The organism is Nitrosopumilus sp. (assembly GCA_029862745.1).
GTDB lineage: Archaea > Thermoproteota > Nitrososphaeria > Nitrososphaerales > Nitrosopumilaceae > Nitrosopumilus.
In genome coordinates this window covers 49,896-69,446 of sequence record JAOTWS010000004.1, presented here as the reverse complement: position 1 = coordinate 69,446, position 19,551 = coordinate 49,896, and the positions used below count along the sequence as shown (strand labels likewise).

Below are 19,551 nucleotides of genomic sequence, written 5' to 3'. Positions count from 1 at the left end.
TTTCATGAAAGTATTTCTTGAGAATTTTTCTTCATAAATCATAGTTTGGATATTGAATAAAATGGAGATAAAAATTTCTAAATGACTGTGTACTCAAATCAGAAAAACTTAGTCCTAGTAAAAATCCAAGATAGCCCCATGTATGTTGTACTTCCAATCTGATTTGAATTATTCATCACACTACTTTACTCCTTAAATAAAATCCATATTCTATATTGTATTGAAAACCAACAATCAAAAATATCATTTATTTAAAAATACACTAAATCTGAGATCCTCTCACCACGGATTTGTATTTACCATTCCCTTGATGCTTGCAATTGGCATTATCATTTTAGCAGCACTAATCACTATTTCACAAGTTGTAGTTGCACTAGGTGGTTCATTGGTACCTCAACTAATTACAGACATGCCGACATTCTTTGACTATGATGGCGTAACAGGTGATATGATTCTTGATGGTGAAGGCAACCCACAGACAAATGAAAGAATTGATTTGTATTGGATTCTCTTTATGATCTCCTTTTTGGTGTTAATTGCAGTGGGAATTGTATCTGTTTTAGTTTTAATGTTAGAATCAATAAAATGGATTCAACCTGGTACTGCCTGGCAAATTTTAAGAAAAGTTATCTTGTTTGTTCCATTTTTTGCAGTATTTCCATTTCTTTGGGATATTTTTGCAATGTTAATTGAAAATTTTTCATTGTTTTTGCTTGATCCGTTTAACTCTGGAGTGGATCCTGCTGCTAGAACTGCTGCACTATGGAATTCCATGGGCGGTACAATACCTGCAGGTGCATTTAATCCTGAAGAATGGGCAGCAGCATTTGTTGATCCTGGAGCATTTGCACAGGGAGTAATGAAAGATGTGTTCTTGGGGTTATTCAAGGGATTTGCAGTAATGTTCATGACTGCAATGATGTTTGTAATATCTACAATTCGTATGATGCTGACTATGGTATTTGCAATGTCAATTCCACTAGTTTTGACTTTGGGAATGATTCCAATATTTAGAAAATTACAGGACATGATAACTACCAATCTGGTTGGTCTTTCCATGGCTCCTATATTTTCAGCACTTGTTTTGACTACTGGACTTGCATATCTTGATTCTACTACATTGCCTGCAATGCAGGACTGGTTTGCAAGTCTGGCAGTAGGATTTCTAGCTGTGTTTGTTCCAGTAATGCTTGCACCAATGCTAGGCAATCTTACAACACAGGTTGGGCAGATGATGTCAACTGCAATCATGGCATCCTCTGTCGTTGGTGCAGTAGCAGGACAAGGAGCGCTTGGGGGAATACAGAATGCTGCAAACCAGATGTCAGGAGCTGCTACAACTATGGCAGGAGCAGGAATGGTAGGATCTGCAGGTGCAGCAGGAGCTAATGTTTTAGGAGGATTAGGAAGAGGTCCTATATCTTCAGGTCAGATGGGTTTGGCAGGTAGCAATAGTAATAGTGATGGAGGCATTACTAGCAATGGATCTTCTCATGCAAGTGCACAACCAATGGCTTTTGGTGGCAATACTGTAGAGCAAAACCCCATGTCATTTGGTGAGAAATTCAAGACATATGCAAAAGCAGGACTAGCAGGTGGAACTGCAGGACTTGCAGCAGGTGGAGTACAAGCTGCAACTCAGGCAATGCACATTCCGCAAATAGGAAGACCAATTGCAGGTAACATACTAGAAACAGGAAATGCCAAGGGTGCAGAAATTGGCCAGACTGGAGTTGTAAATCACAATCTCAACTTTATGGATAGTCATCTAAAATCACTAGAGCCTAGTGGATACACTCAAGTCATTGAAAAAACGGTAATTCCACAAACTGGCCAAACAGCACCAATTCTCATGAATCCAGGAATTATTGTAAATGAGATGGAATATGTGAGTACTGGTCACAACATAATGGAGAATCCATCATTACAAAAAGAATACTTGGATATGCAACACAATCAGATAAAGGGATTTGAGAGGTTTAATCCAAATGTTCAGGCAAAAGCAGATGCTAAATTATTGGAGCAATTGCATGAGCATCCAAGTTCTGCTGGAAAGATGTTTGAGAGTATGAAAGGTAACATCAACAAAGTTGAAACTGTTTCTGGTAACAGTAGTGGAGACTTTTAAATAAGAAATTTTTTATTTTTTCTCGTAAAGCATCTTTAATTCTTCAAGTGGAACTTTAGGATACAATTCCAATTTGTCAGAAATCTCATTTTCCTTCTCACATAATCGTAATCCTTGTGTACCAATTGTTATCCATTGTTCAGATTCTGTTCTATAAAGAATAGATTCTTCATGCGATTTTGGTCTTAATCTTGTAACAACAATCTCTTCCGTGAGCATACTATCTGTTAAAGTTGGAAGTAAATACCAAACTGGATTCTCTTCTTTATCTTTCTGTATTACACAAGGATATCCAAATCTAAATTTAACTTTGTCTGCCAATGCGACAATTCCATCATCATTAGTTTCTTTTTCATATTGAATTTGATGAGATCTTTCTCTAGAATCAGATAATTCTTTGAAATATTTACAATGAGTCACATACAATTTTCTTTCCTCATCATACCAACAATCATTCCAAGCATTATGGTATGTAACATTAGATGGAATTTTGTCTGATCTTACATGAATCATTTCTTTAGCACATTCCAAATTCTTTTCAGCAATCTGAATATATTGTTTGGTTTTGTTAATTTCTTCTAAAACATTTAATGTAGATTGCTGTTTGTCTGGATGATTACCATCAATAGAATTCAACTTTATCTCTAATTTTGATAGTTTGGATTGTAATGGTTTTAGCATATCCTCGAATCTGTTTACGTATGGATTGTTTTGAGTCAATGTGTTACCCATGAATAATTACACTCCATTTGCATAAAAAGACATTGATTGATTTTGTTCATATTATATCTATTATATCCACGAGGATATTATATAATTATTACTATTAACCACGTGGATAGTATAAATACTGGAGATAAACCGCTGAAAATATGCCCAAATGGAAAAAAGACGCAAAAGAGTTTGTAGTATCTATCAATTATAATGATGCTAGAGGGACTCAGTGCAATATTCCAAAGCCTATCTTGGAGTTTTTAGAAAATCCTGAAAAGTTAAAGTTTGTAATTGGCAGAAAGTATGTCAAAATAGAGCAGAGTCAGTAAATTTCAGACTTGATCCTAAATGTAAATTCAATGAAAAATTAATACTAATTTGTGTCATTGTTGATTGTATGGCTGCAGTAGTATCTCCACTTCCAAAAGATGTAAGGAATTCTAAACTGGTGAGGAGATAAAAGAAATGATTGATGAAAACCCAGAACTATTGGAGAAACAATCCGAAATTTAGAAAAAGAGAAATAATGGAAAAACCAAGAAATACTAATGGTAAGAGTTGCAGAATGTTTCAAGTGTGGAATTACAGAGAAAGATGCAAAACTAGTTTATACTACAGACAAACCTGTACTGTGTGAAAAATGTTCTAAAACATAATTGATAAACAGTTTCTAGGATTTGTATTTTAATTAGGGTGAGTTGATCATTTTTTGATTAATGAATACTTTTTTCATCTGCAGGTTCAATTTATCTTGTAATTCGTTTTTTGACTCTAAATCTTGTTTAAAATTCATTAGAATTGCTGATCTGATGAAATAATCTCTGAAATATTTTTCAACATGTTAAAAAATGAATTGTGTAAAATGTGTGGTTGTGATGTACAAGAATACAAAAATTATCCACAATGCAATATGGTAGTATCTACAATCTGTAAATACTGCAAAAACATTGATGAGATTAGGTTGCATCAACACAATCATAATAATTCCAAGACGTTAGAATAAAATCAAAGAATGAGGATCTTGTTTTAATTTTTGTACAAATAAAATAGATTTGTGTCTCTTGGAGTTTCCATTAGGTGTTGCATTGCTTGCAGTAAAGCATTTTCATACTATATTCTAAAAAATTCAAAATTGTGTCCAGATTGTAGACGTCTTTTTGTATCTGATTATCATCCAGCATGACTTGTAGAGGAATTTGTGAGAGATACAGGTCTGAGAAGAGAATGTATTCAGACAATGCCAAGCGATGCACATCTTGCAATGTCTATTTGTGGTATGAGGGAATAGCATGTCCTTGCTGTAACTCTCTTCTCAGGCTCAAACGAAAGGCTAAATTTCGTAAATCAGTCTTAAATCAAAGACTAGTGTCTCTCCACCTTGGCCTCAGAATCAGGCTTAAATTTATGCCAGAATGCACCCATAATAAAGGCAAGTGCTATCCAGAATATTGTAACTGCAACAACTGACATTGCTCTAAACCCGTTGACCAAATCCATGGGGGCTGTAATCTCATCTGGGTTTGGTGGCATCAATACAAACACGATTCCAATAAATGCAGCATAACCTGCAAACGCTACAAACTTTTTGTTCTTCTCTAATCTCTTGTAAACCTGATAAAATCCAACGACACCAAATCCTGAGATGGCAATAAAAGATAAATACAAAATTGCACGTAGCACTACAGTTTCCCCATCTCCTACTGTTGGTGGGTTTGCAGGGTATTTCAAAAATGGAATGATGTACATTGAAAACCACATTACTGCAGCCAACACAAAGATTTTTTTCATGTCGTTGCCTTGTGGTAACACTCCTCTTGACAACGCATAAACAATTCCAAACAGTGCACCAATTGATGTTCCAAGTATTGCACCTGCCAGTATCTGCCCGCCTTTCTGCCAGTTCCTGTAAGAGTCATACTCTACCCAAAACTCTGGAGTGTCTTCCTCCTCACCTGCTGCAAACATATTCTGGTTTTCAATTCCTATTGCCTCATCAAGATATGGCTCTACAATTGCAAGGTTGGCCATTCCATGAATAGTTCCAGCCAATGCACCTGAAACCAAGACAATTACAATGAATATGACAGTCCTCAAATCATTTCACCTCTATAGTTTAATGACAGGGAAATCCTGCAGCATGTCTCATGTCGTGTGTTAGCTCGTGAATGTAAAGATCCTCAAATGCCTGCTCACCAAATGCAATACTAAAGATGTGTCCTTGATCAAAACCGACAATAAACAAACCAAATGCAAAAATCAAAGCCAAGACAGCAATTGCAAAAACAGGAATATGTCGGTCTGTCTTTGCAATCTGCCTTGGTAAAGATGACATGTAATTGTTCAAAAAACTGTTCTTGCTATTAAACGATTGGATAATTCATCCAATTTATATATTAAAATGAATAACTAGGCATAATTGCACAACCAGATCAAAATATTGCAAAGCATTGTGACAAGAAAGAGATCAAGTAGAGTCTTGACGTTTAGTACACCACATGTTTTACTGGCTTTGGAATTATTATCAAAACAAAAATACACAAGCAGGCAAACATTTTGCAAAGAGCTGCACATTGGGGAAGGCGCTGCAAGAACATTGGTGCTGCATCTAAAACAATCTGGTTTTGCAGATTCTATCAGAGCAGGAACGTTTCTGACACAAAAGGGAATACGTTTTGCAAAAAAGTTCTTTGATGTAATTCCATCTCAATGCATTATTGAACCGTGTAACATTGCAAGAGAAAAACATAACCACGCAGTTCTTCTAAAAGATTATGCAATGAATATTGGCAATGGAATGGAGCAACGTGACTATGCAATACTGTATGGGGCAAAAGGCGCAACTACATTAGCATTTGATAAGAATCGGTTTGTTTTTCCTAAAGAGACAAAGGATTGTCTACAAGATGATCCAAAAACAAAAAAGATTCTGCTAGAGAATCTGAAACCAGAAGAAAACGATCTTGTCATCATTGGATCTTCTGATGAAAAATTTGTCGCAAAGATATCTGCAATAAATTCTGTGTTGTGGACATTAGCGTCTCATGAAAGACACTAGTTAAAAAATTACATGTGTAAAAGACTTACTTGAGAATATCTTCTTCTGACAAATGATAAAGCATATATCTAAAAAAATTCTAATAAATGCTCAAGTTTCTACACATAAGAGTAAACAAAGATATATTTTACAATTATAGAATAACCTCTAATCTTAATTACTCTTTTTGTACAGTTGTACCAATGACTTTAACAAAGAAAACAAAATCAATGTACTTTACTGCCGCAATACTATCTGTACTGACTGTTGCACTATTCACAATTAGTCCAATCAACAGTGCAGAAGCAGGCGGAGAGGATCGCATAGAGTTTGACGTTACTGATAATCCAGGACACTGGTTTGATACGGGTAATGATATTGCAGGAACTCGATCCCTTGCAGTATCGACTCCTGACGTAGAGGTGAAATTTAGAGGAGATTCAAACACTGTTCACACATACACCAGTTTGCTATATCCTACAGGTGCAGCAAACATGCCTTTTGAGACAAAAGCACAAAAGGGAAGTGAAGAGGTTGATTTGGAGACTCCTGGCCTTTACGTATTTACTTGCCAGATTCACCCATACATGTTCGGAGCTGTAATAATTGATGACCCCTCAACTGCAGGACTTGATCTTGGAGAAGAGATAACCACAATTAATGGAATTACGGTTCCTACAAGCAGTGATCTTGCAACAAGACTATTGAGAACATTCTTCATTGCAACTAATCCTGACAACTGGCAAGACTATACATCATCTGCACCATGGCATGTAACATACCCAGATGTGGATGTTCGAATAACTGGTGGAGCCGTGGTAAATCTGCCTGAAGTTTTGGATGCAAGATATGGAAATGACATTTTCCTAGAAGGATTGTTTAATCCATCAACTCCCGGAGTAGGCGAAGTATGGGTTGACACTCAATTTGAGCTAACATCAGGAAAAGAGAAACCAGGTACTGCTACTGTAATTAATGCTCAGACATGGGAGCCAGAAAGAAAGGTATCCCTACCACAGATTGAAATGAACAACCCTCACAACATGTGGACTGATAGAGACCAGAATCTCATATACCAAACACAATGGTTTGATTCAAAACTAACAGTGTTTGACAGAGTTACTGGAAATCTTGTCAAAAACATCAGCGTTGGTGAGTCTCCCGCACATGTCATGACTAGAGTTGATACTGACCAGATTCACGTCACGCTAAACGGAGAGGAGGACAGCAGATCTGTAGTTGAGCTAAAACCTTTGGCAAAAGGAATTGAAAGAGAGATTGACATTGGACGAGGACATCCACATGCTCACTGGATGAGCCATGATGGAAAGACAATGGTAACACCAAATGTTCTTGATTCTGATTCAACAATTTATGACTTTGATTCAGACTCTGTTACTGCAATAGCTGATGTAGGTTCTCATCCTATTGCAACAGGTATGATGCCTGATTCAAGCAAGTACTATGTTGCAAATTTGCTTGACAGTACAATGACTGTGATTGAAACCTCATCTGGAGATGTACTTGGTACAGTTAACCTGATTGCAAACTATGACCCAATCAGCGGTACAATAACAGGTCCAGTAGGTGCATTGCCTATACAGACTCCAGTAAGTCCTGATGGAAACTATATGGTCACTGCAAATACTTTGACAGGAACTATCACCATACTTGATACTGATACAGATCAATTGGTAGCTATGCTTCCATGTGATCCTGGATGTCACGGGGTTCAATTTGGAGCAAAACAAGATGGGGGATACTATGCATATGTCTCAAGCAAGTTCTCAAATGAATTACTTGTAGTAGATGCAGATCCTGACAACGATGGTGATGCATCAGATGCATTGATTGCAGGTCGTATATCCTTGGTTTCATTGCCCACTACTGCAATCGATGATACAATCGTTGGAAGTAATGGAATGGGAGGACAAGGAGTATTAGCGATTCCAATACCATACAATGGTTGGGTTCAGAACCTACCAGATGTGTGGAAGGATCAGTTGACTTTAGAGCAACAAAATCCAATCCAATAATCTTTTTTTTCTTTTTTTATCCTGATTATGATTCTAAAATGTATAATTAATCCAAAATCTTTCTAAACTTGTGAAAAAAGGCGTATGGATTGCAATAATAGTTGGCGTTGTAGTAGCAATAGGTGGAGGACTTTCTAGTCCATTATTTTATGAAACAAGTATAGATGAATCACTTCCAGGTAAACTAAATGATATGGAAGAAGGTCTAACTTTTGAGAAATTTGTATCAATGGATGATTCTGCACGTCAACCAATCATAGATTCCATGTCTTCTGAAGTACAAGACATGATAATGCAAAAGGCTGCAACTATGACAACAAGTGTATCTGAAGAGATGACAGATTCTGATGATCTTCAAGTGCTTCATGTAGGAGAGTTTCAAGGACTGATAGGCCATGATGCTTCAGGTATTGCAAAGATCCTCAAGGTTTCAGATTCTGTATATCTGAGATTTGAGGATTTTCAGGTTACAAATGGGCCTGACTTGAGAGTGTATCTTACCAATAATGGAGATGTCAAAACTGGACTACATCTTGAAAAACTAAAAGGAAGTAAGGGAAGCCAGAATTATCTGCTTGATGATGTCAATTGGCAAAAATATGATACCATTGTGATTTATTGTCAGCCCTTTGGTGTTCATTTTGGACAGGCAAAACTAGTATCTGCAGATGTTAACACAATGCAAGATAATCAAAACTTGTTTTTTACATTGCAAGGTGACAACCAGGTGGGTATGCTAGACAATACAAGATTAGATGCAGGATCAGGGATGACATACCTTGATTCCAATGCTGATGGTTCACTAGTTTTGGCAACTAGCAGCGGCTCTAATACTGTATATGCATTTGAATCTGGAAATCTTGTATCAATGATACCTGTTGGTCAAACTCCAAAAGGTGTAAAGATTCATCCTGATGGAAACTTGGCTTTTGTTGCAAATGAAAATTCTGGAACAATCAGTGTAATAGATGTAGATTCACTTACAGTAACAAAAGAAATCGAGGTAGGCAAAATACCTCACAACATTAGGTTTACTTCACAAGGAGGAGATACAGCGTATATTACATTGCAGGGAGAAGACAAGGTTGTAGTAATTGATGTAGGTAATCTAGAGGTGACAGATTACATTGCAGTCGAGAAATTACCACATAATCTAGACTTGTCTCCTGATGACAGATACCTGTACACTGCAAACATCGGCACTAGTGACGTTGCAGTAATTGATCTGGAAAACAAGAAAATAATCAAGAGAATCAAGGTTAGTACAGGACATCACGGGATAGATGTCACAAATGATGGAACAAGAATCTATGTGTCTGGAATTGGTGCAGACAAGGTAAACGTAATTGATGCAGAATCATTAGAACTGATAAAACAGATTAGTGTGGGTCAGGGACCACATGGCATACGAGCTAGTGAGGATGGTTCCAAAGTGTATGTAGGAATAACTACAACCAATGAGATTCTAGTTATTGATTCTGATTCTTTTGACATTAAAGAAAAAATTCAGACAGGAAAAATCCCATTCTGGTTAACAATTCCGCAAAATCCATAATTTTGAAAAGTTTTTTCTTGGTATTATGAAAGTATTACTACACTAACCGCATTTTTTGATGATTATAGCCAATCCTAAATGTACTGCAGTGAAGAATCATAATACTAATTTGTAAAAAAATACACCTATATGTCACTACAAAATCACTATAATTTGTAAATCTTATAATGTTGTAGTGACATACATATGTCATGACAAGTTTGATAAAAAGAAAGGAAAAAGGACAAACCCGTTACTATCTGAAATATTCCTCTAGGGAAAACCCCCAACAAAAATATCTTGGAACCAAAATCCCAAAAGACATAGATCAGAAAATAATGGATTTTGAATTAAAATGTTACAGAGAAGATAAAGGAATTTCACTCCAAAAAATTCATCAAAATTATTCTGAACATATCAAAACTGCAGACAAGAAAATTATTAAAAATGAGAATCACGGATTTAAAATAATTCATACTTACAGTACCCAAAAAATTGAGGGAAGTACTATGACATTGGGTCAAACCCGTAAATTATTGGAGACAGGATTGTCTCCAAAGGATACATCATTAGAAGATATTATCGAAGCTCAACAGCTTGCAGAATTGTTTGATGATATGTTAGTTACAGATAATGATATTAATCAAAAACTAATGTTGAATTGGCACAACAAACTATATCAAAAGACTGATACTAACAATGCAGGTAGTTTTAGAAGACAAGATGTGCAACCATATCTTGGAAAGACTGAATATGTTCCATGGTGTGACGTCTCAGATGAAATTTCCAATTTGATAAAATGGTACAACAAAGAAAAGAAAATAATGAATCCAGTTGAGCTATCGGCCCGATTTCATAAAAGATTCGAGTTGATTCATCCATTTATTGATGGGAATGGCAGAATTGGAAGACTGTTGATGATCTTTATTTTACACAAGAATCATTATTCAATGTCAAACATTGACCCAAAAGAAAAACAGACCTACATCAACAAACTAGAATCATCATATGTAAAAAATGACGAGATGATCTTTGTGAAATGGTTTATCTCAAAATATCTCAGAGACAATAAAAAATTTCTAAAATGACATTTGTAATTAATTACAAAAAGATTACCATCTCAAGATTATGAGAACATCGTTTATTCTAGATGCCAACTTTATGAATAATGAGATTTTACATGTATTCTAACTGTCTGGCTTTGATAGTCATGATACCTTGTAACAATAATTAGAGCGGTTATGGCAGCCAGGTGTTACAGGATATTTTGGGTATTGTTTATCGTATAAGCATAAAAAAGAAGGACAAAAATCCAAGGAGTATCAAATTGTAATTTTGGCCTAGTAACAAGGTCTTATTTCCTCAAGTATCATCATTATGTGAAAACTTGTATTTTTCACTAAGAAGTTAAATTGACTCTTAACTAAATTCAGTCCCTTTAATTACTGCTATAATCGGCAAATTATAATGACAAATAAAACAACTATTATGGCAATTTTTGCAGTTATAGTTCTGTTCACAGGAACGGTTACAGGCCCTATTGGATTAATTCAATCAGCTGATGCTGTAAAAAGTAAAGGCACTTCATTAAGTGTGATTAATTCAAAAAAAGTCTGTGGCGATAGATTATGTTCTGAAAAACCATCAGAAGTAAAATCTCCTGAGAAAAAGAAAGAAGAAGTAAAACAAGAAAAGAAAACAGAAGCTGTAGAAAAAGCTAAAGAAGTTCCAAAGAAAGACAATAAAGAAGAAACAATGAAGACAGCTGAAGTACAATCTTCATTAAAAGTCCCAAAAACAGTAACTGGTACAATTACATCTGTGCAAGATCCTGGTCAAGGACATGAAGGACATCAGTTGGCAGTAATCCTTCCTCAAAATACGAACACGTATCGCGGACATCTTACCTATACTGCATCTGAAAATGTTCAGCTTGTAGCATTACACGGCCCTCTAAAGGCAGGTATGGATAAAGGACAACCAATTTGGAGTACTGATGGTAACACAAAGTTTGGCCTCACATTGGTAGATAATGAAAAGGCTGCAGGATTCTGGCAGTTTTCAGGTAATGCAATAGCATTGCATACAACAAACTCTAAGCCATTTACTGTAACCTACTCTGTCACATACACAGAATTGGTAAAAGATGGTGAAAATGTTATCATGGGAACCACTACATCCTCACAAGACCCAGGAATAGGACATCAGACCCATCAGCTTGCATTGTTGTTACCTCCAAATGATAAACCATACAGAGGATACATCACATTTGATGCATCTGAACCAGTTCAGATTGTGAGTCTAATTGGTCCTATAGTAAAAGGTGACCTAGCAGACATGCCAACATGGACTACAGATGGTAAAACACACTATGGATTAGTACTTGTTGAATCAAAGGCTGCAGGTTCAGTACAGTTCTCAGGTAACGCACTGGCACTACATACCATGAAAGATACACCATTTACTGTAAGCTACTCTATAGTTCTTACAAAATAACCTCCTTTTCTTTTTTAATTCGATTATGGCATACCACAAAGTAAAGGGTATTGGCAAATATTTTTCTACGTTATAGCATTCATGCAACTAATGCAAAAAAACATCAGCCAATCTGAGGCTCTAAAGAATCTGGTTGGAAATAAGCCAGTAAAAGAAAGACAAACTATTTCACAAGCAAACTCCATACCTGCATTCAAAGAACGAAAAGCAGTAGTAGCTGATTATATGCATAATGCTAAATTGGATCTAGAAATTGGAATGTATTGGATGCTTAGTAAATATCAGCAGACCAGATACAGACATCAAGATTCTACTATCCAAAATTAAGAGATATCACGGGTTGTTTTTAAACAGAAAATCATCTGTAATGTCTTTTAATGAATTCCTTTTAAAAACTACATTTAGTTAAATATCTTGGATCTCTATGATTTGATTTTACCATTTTGGAATAGAATTAGACACTACAATGTGTGGATAGAATCATGGGTTTTAGATCTTACTGATGAATAAACTAATTTGTATTATTTCTACACTCATCACAAACTGCCTCAAGTGTCTCATCATCTAACACAAGTTCAACACCAGAAGAATGACATTTTGTACACAAACCTCTGAATCTTAATAGTTCGCCCATGGATCTATCCTCTCATACAAAGACAATTTGAATTATCTTATTGATTTTTGGTTCGATCTAGGTCAATAAAGAATAATGTTTACAATAATCAGTTTTACATCTAACTGGATCTAAATTATTGCCCAATCTATCAAGTTCTTTCGGGATCTGCTTTCATTTTGTATCAAACTCTGTTTGATTATTACTTTGTCGTTTGGAGGATTTTGCAAACTATTGGAACATGTTTTTTGTTACACCATTAGGATTCTTGCTTCACAAGTTTGTAAATCATTCAAGTAGAATCTCTGCACCTGAGACAAACGTATCGATAATCAAAGAAGATATGCAAAAAATGGATATTCTGTACGATGATATATCTTAAATCAAGGGGTTGTTAGATGAGAGCATCCCAGTTCAACAACTGAACAAACTACTCATCTCTCTATTCCATATCAGAACAAAACCATAGCAAAAAGTTAGATCCATTCCAAATACTTGTAGCCCTCTTATACTATCATGAGCACATACAGCATACAAAAAACAGTCTCTGAGAACACAAAGACAAAACTCGGAGTAGTAGGCTTGGTTGCCTTGCCTATAGCTGCTGCAATGTATTCCTCAGAAAGTATGGGCCTAGAACAGGTACCTCAAATACTTACGAGTGGAGTATTTCCAATTGGATTTACTTTGTTCTCATGGGGATTAGCAGCTAAAATGGCAATAAGATTGAGAAAGTAATTTCTCATTTTCTATATTTTTACAATATAGAATTCATGATTATTTTTAAATGAAAATTTTATTTTAAATGAATTTTGGATGCTAGTATAACAATGTACAGTATTTTTTGATGTTAGTGTGATATTGTTAGCATCGGTACTAGAACTCTACACAATCATAATAATTCCAAGACATTAGAATAAAATCAAAGAATGAGGATCTTGTTTTAATTTTTGTACAAATAAAATAGATTTGTGTCTCTTGGAGTTTCCATTAGATGTTGCATTGGTTGCAGTAAAGCATTTTCATACTATATTCTAAAAAATTCAAAATTGTGTCCAGATTGTAGACGTCTTTTTGTATCTGATTATCATCCAGCATGACTTGTAGAGGAATTTGTGAGAGATACAGGTCTGAGAAGAGAATGTATTCAGACAATGCCAAGCGATGCACATCTTGCAATGTCTATTTGTGGTATGAGGGAATAGCATGTCCTTGCTGTAACTCTCTTCTCAGGCTCAAACGAAAGGCTAAATTTCGTAAATCAGTCTTAAATCAAAAAAGAACTTAGAATCTATCTTTTAGATCTAATCATAAATAATATTGTGTATATTTTTTTACTACTGTGCGGTAGTTGTATCCTATCTGGTCTACCTATATGCCATCAACGTGATTCTCTGGTATGGAATCAAATTGATCTTTCCAATACCTTCAAACCAAAATCAATCAATCAATTTGCTCAAAAATCTAAAATCTAGGTAACTATTGGTTTAGCCATGAAGATTGGTGTCTCTCTTTCAAATTATGGATTGCTTCCTTCTCGGTCTTTTTTAAAAGATGCTGCCTTGGAGATTGAACGACTTGAGCTTGATTCCATATGGGTCTCTGATCATATTATCGTTCCAAAGAATGATGCTCCTTGGAACAGAGTATTTGAGAGTATTACGACACTGGGGTTTTTATCATCAATTACTGAATCTGTTCAACTAGGCTCTTCGGTACTTTTGGTTCCACTTAGGGAACCCCTTGTTCTGGCAAAACAGATTGCAACTTTAGACTCGTTGTCAAATGGAAGGGTGATGATTGGAGTTGGAATAGGATGGAACAAAAAAGAGTTTGATTTGCTTGGCTATGATTTTAAAAATAGATCAAAGACTGTTGCAGAAAATATCGACATTATGAGAAAGATGTGGGCTGGCAATTATGCAAAACTAGGTTATTCTTGTGAACCAATGCCAGTATCTGACAATGGACCACCAATATTGATTGGAGGGCAATCTGATGGGGCATTAAAGCGAGTTGCATCAATTGGTGATGGATGGCATCCAGTTGGAATATCTGTTCAAGAGTATGATTTGGGAATACAAAAGATAACACAAATGAAAAAAAGTAATTTTATCTGGTCTTTACGAATTAATTTTGCTGCAAATCAAAAAATTGAATCTCAATACACTGGGGCAGATGGTCATCCTAGACTGCGATTAGTAGGAAGTGTTGATGAGATAATCTCACAAATACAAAAATATCGAGAAGTTGGATTGGCTCATCTGGTATGTGATGTTAGGGCTGATTCACAAAAGGAATACTTTGAGCAGTTAAAAGTAATAGGCAAAATCAAGAAATCATTTTAGATAAAAAAGTTATCTTCTGTGAATTTTATGCACAAATGAAACTTTTCTCAAAACAAGGTGGCCTTAGGTACATAATTCTGATACAACCTAAAATCATAACGGAAGTTGATTTGTTGGTGAGTCTAATTTGCATTATGTGATATTATATTCATTATGCAAGTAAACACAGAAATTGTTACATATATGGAAATCCACATTATTGAAAAGGATGTAAAAAAATGAACTTTTTTGACAGATTCAAAAAAAGATTAACAAAAGAGCAGCATAAGGAACTTGAAAAAGCACGAGAGGAGTTAAGAAAAACAAAAGAACAACTGGAGAAGAAAGATAATGATATAAAACGATTATCTGAAATGAACGCCTTTGAGGTAGACCTTCAACTAAAAAAACAGATAGAGCGAAGAGAGAAAAAAGAGAATGAAACGCACTTGGAACAAGAACAAGTAACACTTAATCGTGATTCTGAGACATTAAACAAAAAAGATGACGAACCTAATGAAAAATTTTGTTACTCTTGCCAAAAGAAATTGGTATGGCCTGACATCAATTCATGCTATTATTGTCAAAAAAATTATTGTGGTGACCACCGTCTTGCTGAAAATCATGAATGTCCAAAAGTTATGGCAGCAAAGCATATTGAAAAAGACTATGTCCGAAAAAAAGGAGTCAACATCACTACTGCTAGATTTGCAGTAATATGCAAGAGCTGCGGGTTTTCGTCAGATTATAGTGACATTGAAAAGATGAACCAGATCAGAATTGAACACATTCGTGCCTATCACTGTAAATCAGAGACGGTTCAACTTCGTCAACATGAAGAAGACAGAAAAGCAGATGATGAATTTATCAGAAAGACATACCCTACTGAACAAGGAAATACTTGGATGTACGGATGTCTGCAAGATGCCAAGAAGATCATAGAGGAACATCACAAGTTTGAAGGCATTTCTGAATTATTTCATGATGCCAAATTTAGCATATTCATTCAATATGACAGAGAAAATGCATATGGATACATTGATGGAACATATCCTTTTTATCGAATTGGAATTCACAGGTCTTTAGAGAAAAATTCTGTAGAATCATACAAGATGGTAACTGTGGTTTTAATTCATGAATTATTGCACGCATTACATGGTAACTGGTCAGAATCACAAGTGTATACTGAAGAAAATCGTCTTGCAAATTTGGGATTGCATTTTGATGCCATACAAAATCTAGAATTGTTGTATTTGTCTGGAAAAATGAGACTATGTGGTAGATGACACTAAAAGGTCAGCACAACCATTACAATGCAAAATTCCTAAAATGGTGTGATCATTTTATTTCAGTACGATTCTAAAATAATTCTAAAGAGTACCACCTGTAATCTTTTCTTCTGACTAACTAATTCATTAATAATCCTGTAATGTTAGTATCGCTGAAGAAAAAATGAACATGATTTTGTATGTTTTTGCAGCAATGATGCTTGTTATGATGCCATACAATGTGTTGGCAGATGATCACATCAAACAGACATCAAAAGAAAATCAACATGTGATTCTTTTTAGCCCATTAAGATTAGATAATACTACCACTCTGAATTTTGAACCTACTCTTATTGGATTAATTCTAGACCAGAAAGATACGATAACATGGATAAATCAAGACAAGTATCCCTTTACAATAAATGGAAAAGACGGTAGCTGGACTACTGGCAAAATAAGTCCAGGCAAATCAGGATCTGTGAAATTTAATGCAACTGGCATCTACGAATTTACATCAGATGCTGATTTTACAAAAATGGCCGGAATTATTGCTGTAGTGCAATCAAATGAGATAACTTTTGATAACATTGACCAAAGAATGGAGATAACTGAAAAGATACTCAAGAAACTAGGTCATACACAAGTTGATCTCAAAGATGTGTTCTTAGACTTTGGCAGGAAACAAGTCATTGTTGGCATGTCTGCAGACAAGTTTACAGATGAGACTCCTGGAACATACTATCACAAAAAACTTGAAGACTGGATTCCTTTTGAGACAAGAATCTCAATTGCAATAAATTCTGGTTCAGATTCAGAGTATTCAGGTTTTGCAGGATGGTCATATGAAACTGAATGGATAAAGTTTCACAATGATGGTGATGTGATTTTTACAGGAAAGCAATTTCATGCATTGCCGTTGACAGATGATCTTGGTGTGTTGGGAGGTCAGAAAATAACTCGCGCATTTCATGGGATAAATTTCCAATTCTATGAAAAACACTCTGATGAGCCAAACCTTGGTACGATAACTAGAGTCAAGATGACATTCCCTAATGGAGCAGAAGAAGACATATTCGTGCATCCCCCCATGGCATATCTGAACACAGAAGACAAAGAAACACTACATCCTTATTTTAGCTCTACTACTAACCATGACCTTCCGGTAAGGCCAATAATCTTGAGTCTGGATGATAAAACAAATCCCACATACATTTTGATTCATAAAAAAGATCTTTCCCTTACTGAACAACGTATGCTGGGAGTTATGCCAATGCACATGGGATGTGGTCCTGATTTGGGACGATATCTTAAACCAAATGGAGATTTGATGTGTATTCAGGAATCGACATTCTTTAAGATTCTAAACAGAGGATACTTTGATGCAAAGACAGTAAATGGATTTGATGTAAATTACTATTCAGATGCCATTCAAATTCAAGACATCCATCTTGATAATAATAGTAATGATAATGACCAATTATCAATAAGCATTGAAAAAAACAATAACAAATATGGTGACTTGCTTACTGTCTCCATCCCCAATGAATTACTATATCCAAAATTTCATGATGAAATGTTAAATGAGGATAGATTTGGACTGCTCTTTGATGGGAAACTCTCTGATGATGATGATGCTTATGCATGGGAGAGAATCAAGACTCCATCTCACAGAGTTCTTGGGCTCATGATTGACAATTCTACAAATACTGTTACGATAATTGGAAACGGTTTTTCTATATCTGATTGATTTTAACTTGTGAAACTATGAATCACTTATTACACAATGTATTCTGCAAAATCTCATGTCCTCCAAGGTCATGCCAACAGGAGTAACAATTCTTGCAATACTTGAGATAATCTCCGGTGTGATTGCAATTGGAATTGGTATATTCTTTAGTGCATTATGGGGCTCGACGGGAATGGGTATGATGATGGATTTTGGCGGTAGCGCCATTATGGGGCTAATCAGCAGTATCATTGTTGCGCTTGGTGCTATTTCATTTTTGATGGCATGGGGATTGCTCAAAGGAAAGCCGTGGGCATGGACTATCACTCTAATTCTGACAATAATCAGTTTGATATTTGACTTGCCTTCAATGAATATCATTGGACTAATCATTGATGTTGTGATCTTGTATTACTTGTTTAGACCTCATGTCAAGGCATACTTTGGAAAAAGTGCCCAAGTTCTGTAATCAAAGAGCATATTTCCTAAACATGCTATTCTAGCATTTTTAGTGTGATTGATGTAAGTAAACTCTAACTCTTATCATTTGAAATACAAATAGCAAAAAGACTGTTTCTCTTGAATGTTCTTTGCAAGTCATCTCAAGGATAAGTCGTCTGACAGAACACACTACTTATTCTATCTTGCATGCTCAATTTGATATTCACAAGTTCTTCTGATCTTTTATTGAATATGTGAAGTGTTTTTCTTAAAGCAATAATGCCAACGCTAATCCACCAAGACCTATTGCAATGCTTGCAATTCCAAGCATACACTGCTTTTTCTCACAGGTACATTTTTCCTCATTTTCATCTGGAGTTGCCTGAGAGATATCATCATTTACGATGTATTCATTTTGGGGCATACCTTGTATTAGATGAATGATTAATTAAGAATTTCCTTAGATGATAATTAAACCAAAAACTCCATGTGTGTTTTCAATTCATCAGAAATTCTCTTAACTATGATTCAATCCTAAAATTGGTACAAATAAACAAGTAAGTTCCTCAGTAATCAGGACTATTCTAGATTTGAAGTTGTTTTAAATTAAATTTGTAGTTTTTTTAAGGCCATTCTTGCAGCAATTCTAGCAGTTTTTGATGCCAACGTAGCTTTTTGTGTCTCCTTCTCTGCAACTTTGGCAGCACGGATGGCTGCTGTTATTTGAATATCATATGTTCTTTGATATTTTTTTCCAAGTTGTGGATTTGTCATTTTCTTTGATGTAGTCAATGCTGCATTAGCTGATTTTCTTGCTGCAATTGCAGCATATTTTGCATTTCTGGTATGAGTGATGATTTTTGATGTTTCTTTTTTGACTGCAGCCAATCTTGATTTTGCTCTAGATTCAGCTAGTTGAGCTCCTTTCATTGCTTTATCTGTACTTGAAATCACTCCTTGCATAATCTTACTTAATTCTTGGATATGTTCAGGATGGATATTGGATTTTTTTGCTAGGATTTTTTTTGATGCATCTCTAACCATTTTTGCATTATGAATTGCTCTTGCTGCATTTTCAATATGAGAATCTATATTCATGTGTTATTGCTTATCCTAAAAATAGAATTTATACGTATATGAAATTGAATCTTTCTTGAATTTGTTTTTCTTGTTGTATATCAAGACTTTTTTAATTATTTTTATTTCCATGTGATCTAAATGTGTTAAATAAATT

At 35.3% G+C, this 19,551-nt stretch carries 20 protein-coding genes; 14 read left to right on the top strand and 6 right to left on the bottom strand.

The genetic code is table 11. From position 1 onward, the window contains the following. Nucleotides 1–220: 220 nt before the first annotated feature. Nucleotides 221–2,128, top strand: a complete 1,908-nt coding sequence (locus OEM44_05305) for a hypothetical protein (protein ID MDH3516216.1) — start codon at nucleotides 221–223, stop codon at nucleotides 2,126–2,128. 12 nt (nucleotides 2,129–2,140) lie between these two features. Here the strand turns inward: OEM44_05305 and OEM44_05300 are convergent, their stop codons facing one another. After that, a complete protein-coding gene (locus OEM44_05300) occupies nucleotides 2,141–2,860 on the bottom strand; it encodes a hypothetical protein (GenBank protein ID MDH3516215.1) in 720 nt (239 codons plus the stop codon). 140 nt (nucleotides 2,861–3,000) lie between these two features. Here OEM44_05300 and OEM44_05295 point away from each other — a divergent pair, with 140 nt between their 5' ends. Next, nucleotides 3,001–3,171 carry a hypothetical protein gene (locus OEM44_05295; protein MDH3516214.1) on the top strand — a complete coding sequence of 57 codons (171 nt, stop codon included), beginning with the start codon at nucleotides 3,001–3,003 and terminating at the stop codon, nucleotides 3,169–3,171. Nucleotides 3,172–4,204: 1,033 nt separating this feature from the next. Here OEM44_05295 and OEM44_05290 read toward each other — a convergent pair. Continuing rightward, complete coding sequence (locus OEM44_05290) at nucleotides 4,205–4,936, bottom strand: CbtA family protein (GenBank protein ID MDH3516213.1); 732 nt, start codon at nucleotides 4,934–4,936, stop codon at nucleotides 4,205–4,207. A gap of 19 nt (nucleotides 4,937–4,955) precedes the next feature. Continuing rightward, complete coding sequence (locus OEM44_05285) at nucleotides 4,956–5,174, bottom strand: CbtB-domain containing protein (GenBank protein ID MDH3516212.1); 219 nt, start codon at nucleotides 5,172–5,174, stop codon at nucleotides 4,956–4,958. Nucleotides 5,175–5,318: 144 nt separating this feature from the next. Here OEM44_05285 and OEM44_05280 point away from each other — a divergent pair, with 144 nt between their 5' ends. From OEM44_05280 to OEM44_05255, 6 genes are all read left to right on the top strand, one after another. Beyond that, nucleotides 5,319–5,897 carry a hypothetical protein gene (locus OEM44_05280; GenBank protein ID MDH3516211.1) on the top strand — a complete coding sequence of 193 codons (579 nt, stop codon included), beginning with the start codon at nucleotides 5,319–5,321 and terminating at the stop codon, nucleotides 5,895–5,897. Nucleotides 5,898–6,079: 182 nt separating this feature from the next. Then, complete coding sequence (locus tag OEM44_05275; protein ID MDH3516210.1) at nucleotides 6,080–7,912, top strand: YncE family protein; 1,833 nt, start codon at nucleotides 6,080–6,082, stop codon at nucleotides 7,910–7,912. Nucleotides 7,913–7,982: 70 nt separating this feature from the next. Further along, complete coding sequence (locus OEM44_05270; protein MDH3516209.1) at nucleotides 7,983–9,467, top strand: DM13 domain-containing protein; 1,485 nt, start codon at nucleotides 7,983–7,985, stop codon at nucleotides 9,465–9,467. Nucleotides 9,468–9,658: 191 nt separating this feature from the next. Beyond that, nucleotides 9,659–10,534 carry a Fic family protein gene (locus OEM44_05265; GenBank protein MDH3516208.1) on the top strand — a complete coding sequence of 292 codons (876 nt, stop codon included), beginning with the start codon at nucleotides 9,659–9,661 and terminating at the stop codon, nucleotides 10,532–10,534. A gap of 379 nt (nucleotides 10,535–10,913) precedes the next feature. Further along, on the top strand, nucleotides 10,914–11,942 hold the full coding sequence (locus OEM44_05260; protein ID MDH3516207.1) for a hypothetical protein: 1,029 nt from the start codon (nucleotides 10,914–10,916) through the stop codon (nucleotides 11,940–11,942). Between the two features lie 90 nt (nucleotides 11,943–12,032). After that, entirely contained in the window at nucleotides 12,033–12,269 is a 237-nt protein-coding gene (locus OEM44_05255; GenBank protein ID MDH3516206.1) for a hypothetical protein, read from the top strand. Between the two features lie 184 nt (nucleotides 12,270–12,453). On the opposite strand, the gene OEM44_05250 is transcribed toward OEM44_05255, so the two are convergent. Further along, the gene (locus OEM44_05250) at nucleotides 12,454–12,576 is read right to left on the bottom strand and encodes a hypothetical protein (GenBank protein ID MDH3516205.1); all 123 of its coding nucleotides are present in this window, start codon (nucleotides 12,574–12,576) and stop codon (nucleotides 12,454–12,456) included. Nucleotides 12,577–12,769: 193 nt separating this feature from the next. Here OEM44_05250 and OEM44_05245 point away from each other — a divergent pair, with 193 nt between their 5' ends. The 6 genes from OEM44_05245 (at nucleotide 12,770) to OEM44_05220 (ending at nucleotide 18,345) form a co-directional block, all read left to right on the top strand. Continuing rightward, complete coding sequence (locus OEM44_05245) at nucleotides 12,770–12,937, top strand: hypothetical protein (protein ID MDH3516204.1); 168 nt, start codon at nucleotides 12,770–12,772, stop codon at nucleotides 12,935–12,937. A 134-nt stretch (nucleotides 12,938–13,071) separates the two neighbouring features. Continuing rightward, nucleotides 13,072–13,293 carry a hypothetical protein gene (locus OEM44_05240; GenBank protein MDH3516203.1) on the top strand — a complete coding sequence of 74 codons (222 nt, stop codon included), beginning with the start codon at nucleotides 13,072–13,074 and terminating at the stop codon, nucleotides 13,291–13,293. A 755-nt stretch (nucleotides 13,294–14,048) separates the two neighbouring features. Continuing rightward, nucleotides 14,049–14,903 carry a TIGR03619 family F420-dependent LLM class oxidoreductase gene (locus OEM44_05235; GenBank protein MDH3516202.1) on the top strand — a complete coding sequence of 285 codons (855 nt, stop codon included), beginning with the start codon at nucleotides 14,049–14,051 and terminating at the stop codon, nucleotides 14,901–14,903. A 218-nt stretch (nucleotides 14,904–15,121) separates the two neighbouring features. Further along, nucleotides 15,122–16,168 carry a hypothetical protein gene (locus tag OEM44_05230; protein MDH3516201.1) on the top strand — a complete coding sequence of 349 codons (1,047 nt, stop codon included), beginning with the start codon at nucleotides 15,122–15,124 and terminating at the stop codon, nucleotides 16,166–16,168. A 166-nt stretch (nucleotides 16,169–16,334) separates the two neighbouring features. Then, complete coding sequence (locus OEM44_05225; GenBank protein ID MDH3516200.1) at nucleotides 16,335–17,897, top strand: hypothetical protein; 1,563 nt, start codon at nucleotides 16,335–16,337, stop codon at nucleotides 17,895–17,897. Nucleotides 17,898–17,952: 55 nt separating this feature from the next. Beyond that, entirely contained in the window at nucleotides 17,953–18,345 is a 393-nt protein-coding gene (locus OEM44_05220) for a hypothetical protein (protein MDH3516199.1), read from the top strand. Between the two features lie 240 nt (nucleotides 18,346–18,585). Here the strand turns inward: OEM44_05220 and OEM44_05215 are convergent, their stop codons facing one another. Continuing rightward, nucleotides 18,586–18,741, bottom strand: coding sequence for a hypothetical protein (locus tag OEM44_05215; protein ID MDH3516198.1), 156 nt, complete (start codon nucleotides 18,739–18,741; stop codon nucleotides 18,586–18,588). Nucleotides 18,742–18,923: 182 nt separating this feature from the next. Further along, nucleotides 18,924–19,415 carry a hypothetical protein gene (locus tag OEM44_05210; GenBank protein MDH3516197.1) on the bottom strand — a complete coding sequence of 164 codons (492 nt, stop codon included), beginning with the start codon at nucleotides 19,413–19,415 and terminating at the stop codon, nucleotides 18,924–18,926. Between the last annotated feature and the right edge of the window lie 136 nt (nucleotides 19,416–19,551).

Bases quoted from the DNA above. Each gene is read 5' to 3' on its own strand.
- OEM44_05265 (MDH3516208.1), top strand. From the start codon at position 9,659: ATGACAAGTTTGATAAAAAGAAAGGAAAAAGGACAAACCCGTTACTAT.
- OEM44_05225 (MDH3516200.1), top strand. From the start codon at position 16,335: ATGAACATGATTTTGTATGTTTTTGCAGCAATGATGCTTGTTATGATG.
- OEM44_05300 (MDH3516215.1), bottom strand. From the start codon at position 2,860: ATGGGTAACACATTGACTCAAAACAATCCATACGTAAACAGATTCGAG.
- OEM44_05210 (MDH3516197.1), bottom strand. From the start codon at position 19,415: ATGAATATAGATTCTCATATTGAAAATGCAGCAAGAGCAATTCATAAT.
- OEM44_05275 (MDH3516210.1), top strand. From the start codon at position 6,080: ATGACTTTAACAAAGAAAACAAAATCAATGTACTTTACTGCCGCAATA.
- OEM44_05240 (MDH3516203.1), top strand. From the start codon at position 13,072: ATGAGCACATACAGCATACAAAAAACAGTCTCTGAGAACACAAAGACA.
- OEM44_05235 (MDH3516202.1), top strand. From the start codon at position 14,049: ATGAAGATTGGTGTCTCTCTTTCAAATTATGGATTGCTTCCTTCTCGG.
- OEM44_05285 (MDH3516212.1), bottom strand. From the start codon at position 5,174: ATGTCATCTTTACCAAGGCAGATTGCAAAGACAGACCGACATATTCCT.
- OEM44_05255 (MDH3516206.1), top strand. From the start codon at position 12,033: ATGCAAAAAAACATCAGCCAATCTGAGGCTCTAAAGAATCTGGTTGGA.
- OEM44_05215 (MDH3516198.1), bottom strand. From the start codon at position 18,741: ATGCCCCAAAATGAATACATCGTAAATGATGATATCTCTCAGGCAACT.
- OEM44_05250 (MDH3516205.1), bottom strand. From the start codon at position 12,576: ATGGGCGAACTATTAAGATTCAGAGGTTTGTGTACAAAATGTCATTCT.
- OEM44_05295 (MDH3516214.1), top strand. From the start codon at position 3,001: ATGCCCAAATGGAAAAAAGACGCAAAAGAGTTTGTAGTATCTATCAAT.
- OEM44_05220 (MDH3516199.1), top strand. From the start codon at position 17,953: ATGTCCTCCAAGGTCATGCCAACAGGAGTAACAATTCTTGCAATACTT.
- OEM44_05260 (MDH3516207.1), top strand. From the start codon at position 10,914: ATGACAAATAAAACAACTATTATGGCAATTTTTGCAGTTATAGTTCTG.
- OEM44_05230 (MDH3516201.1), top strand. From the start codon at position 15,122: ATGAACTTTTTTGACAGATTCAAAAAAAGATTAACAAAAGAGCAGCAT.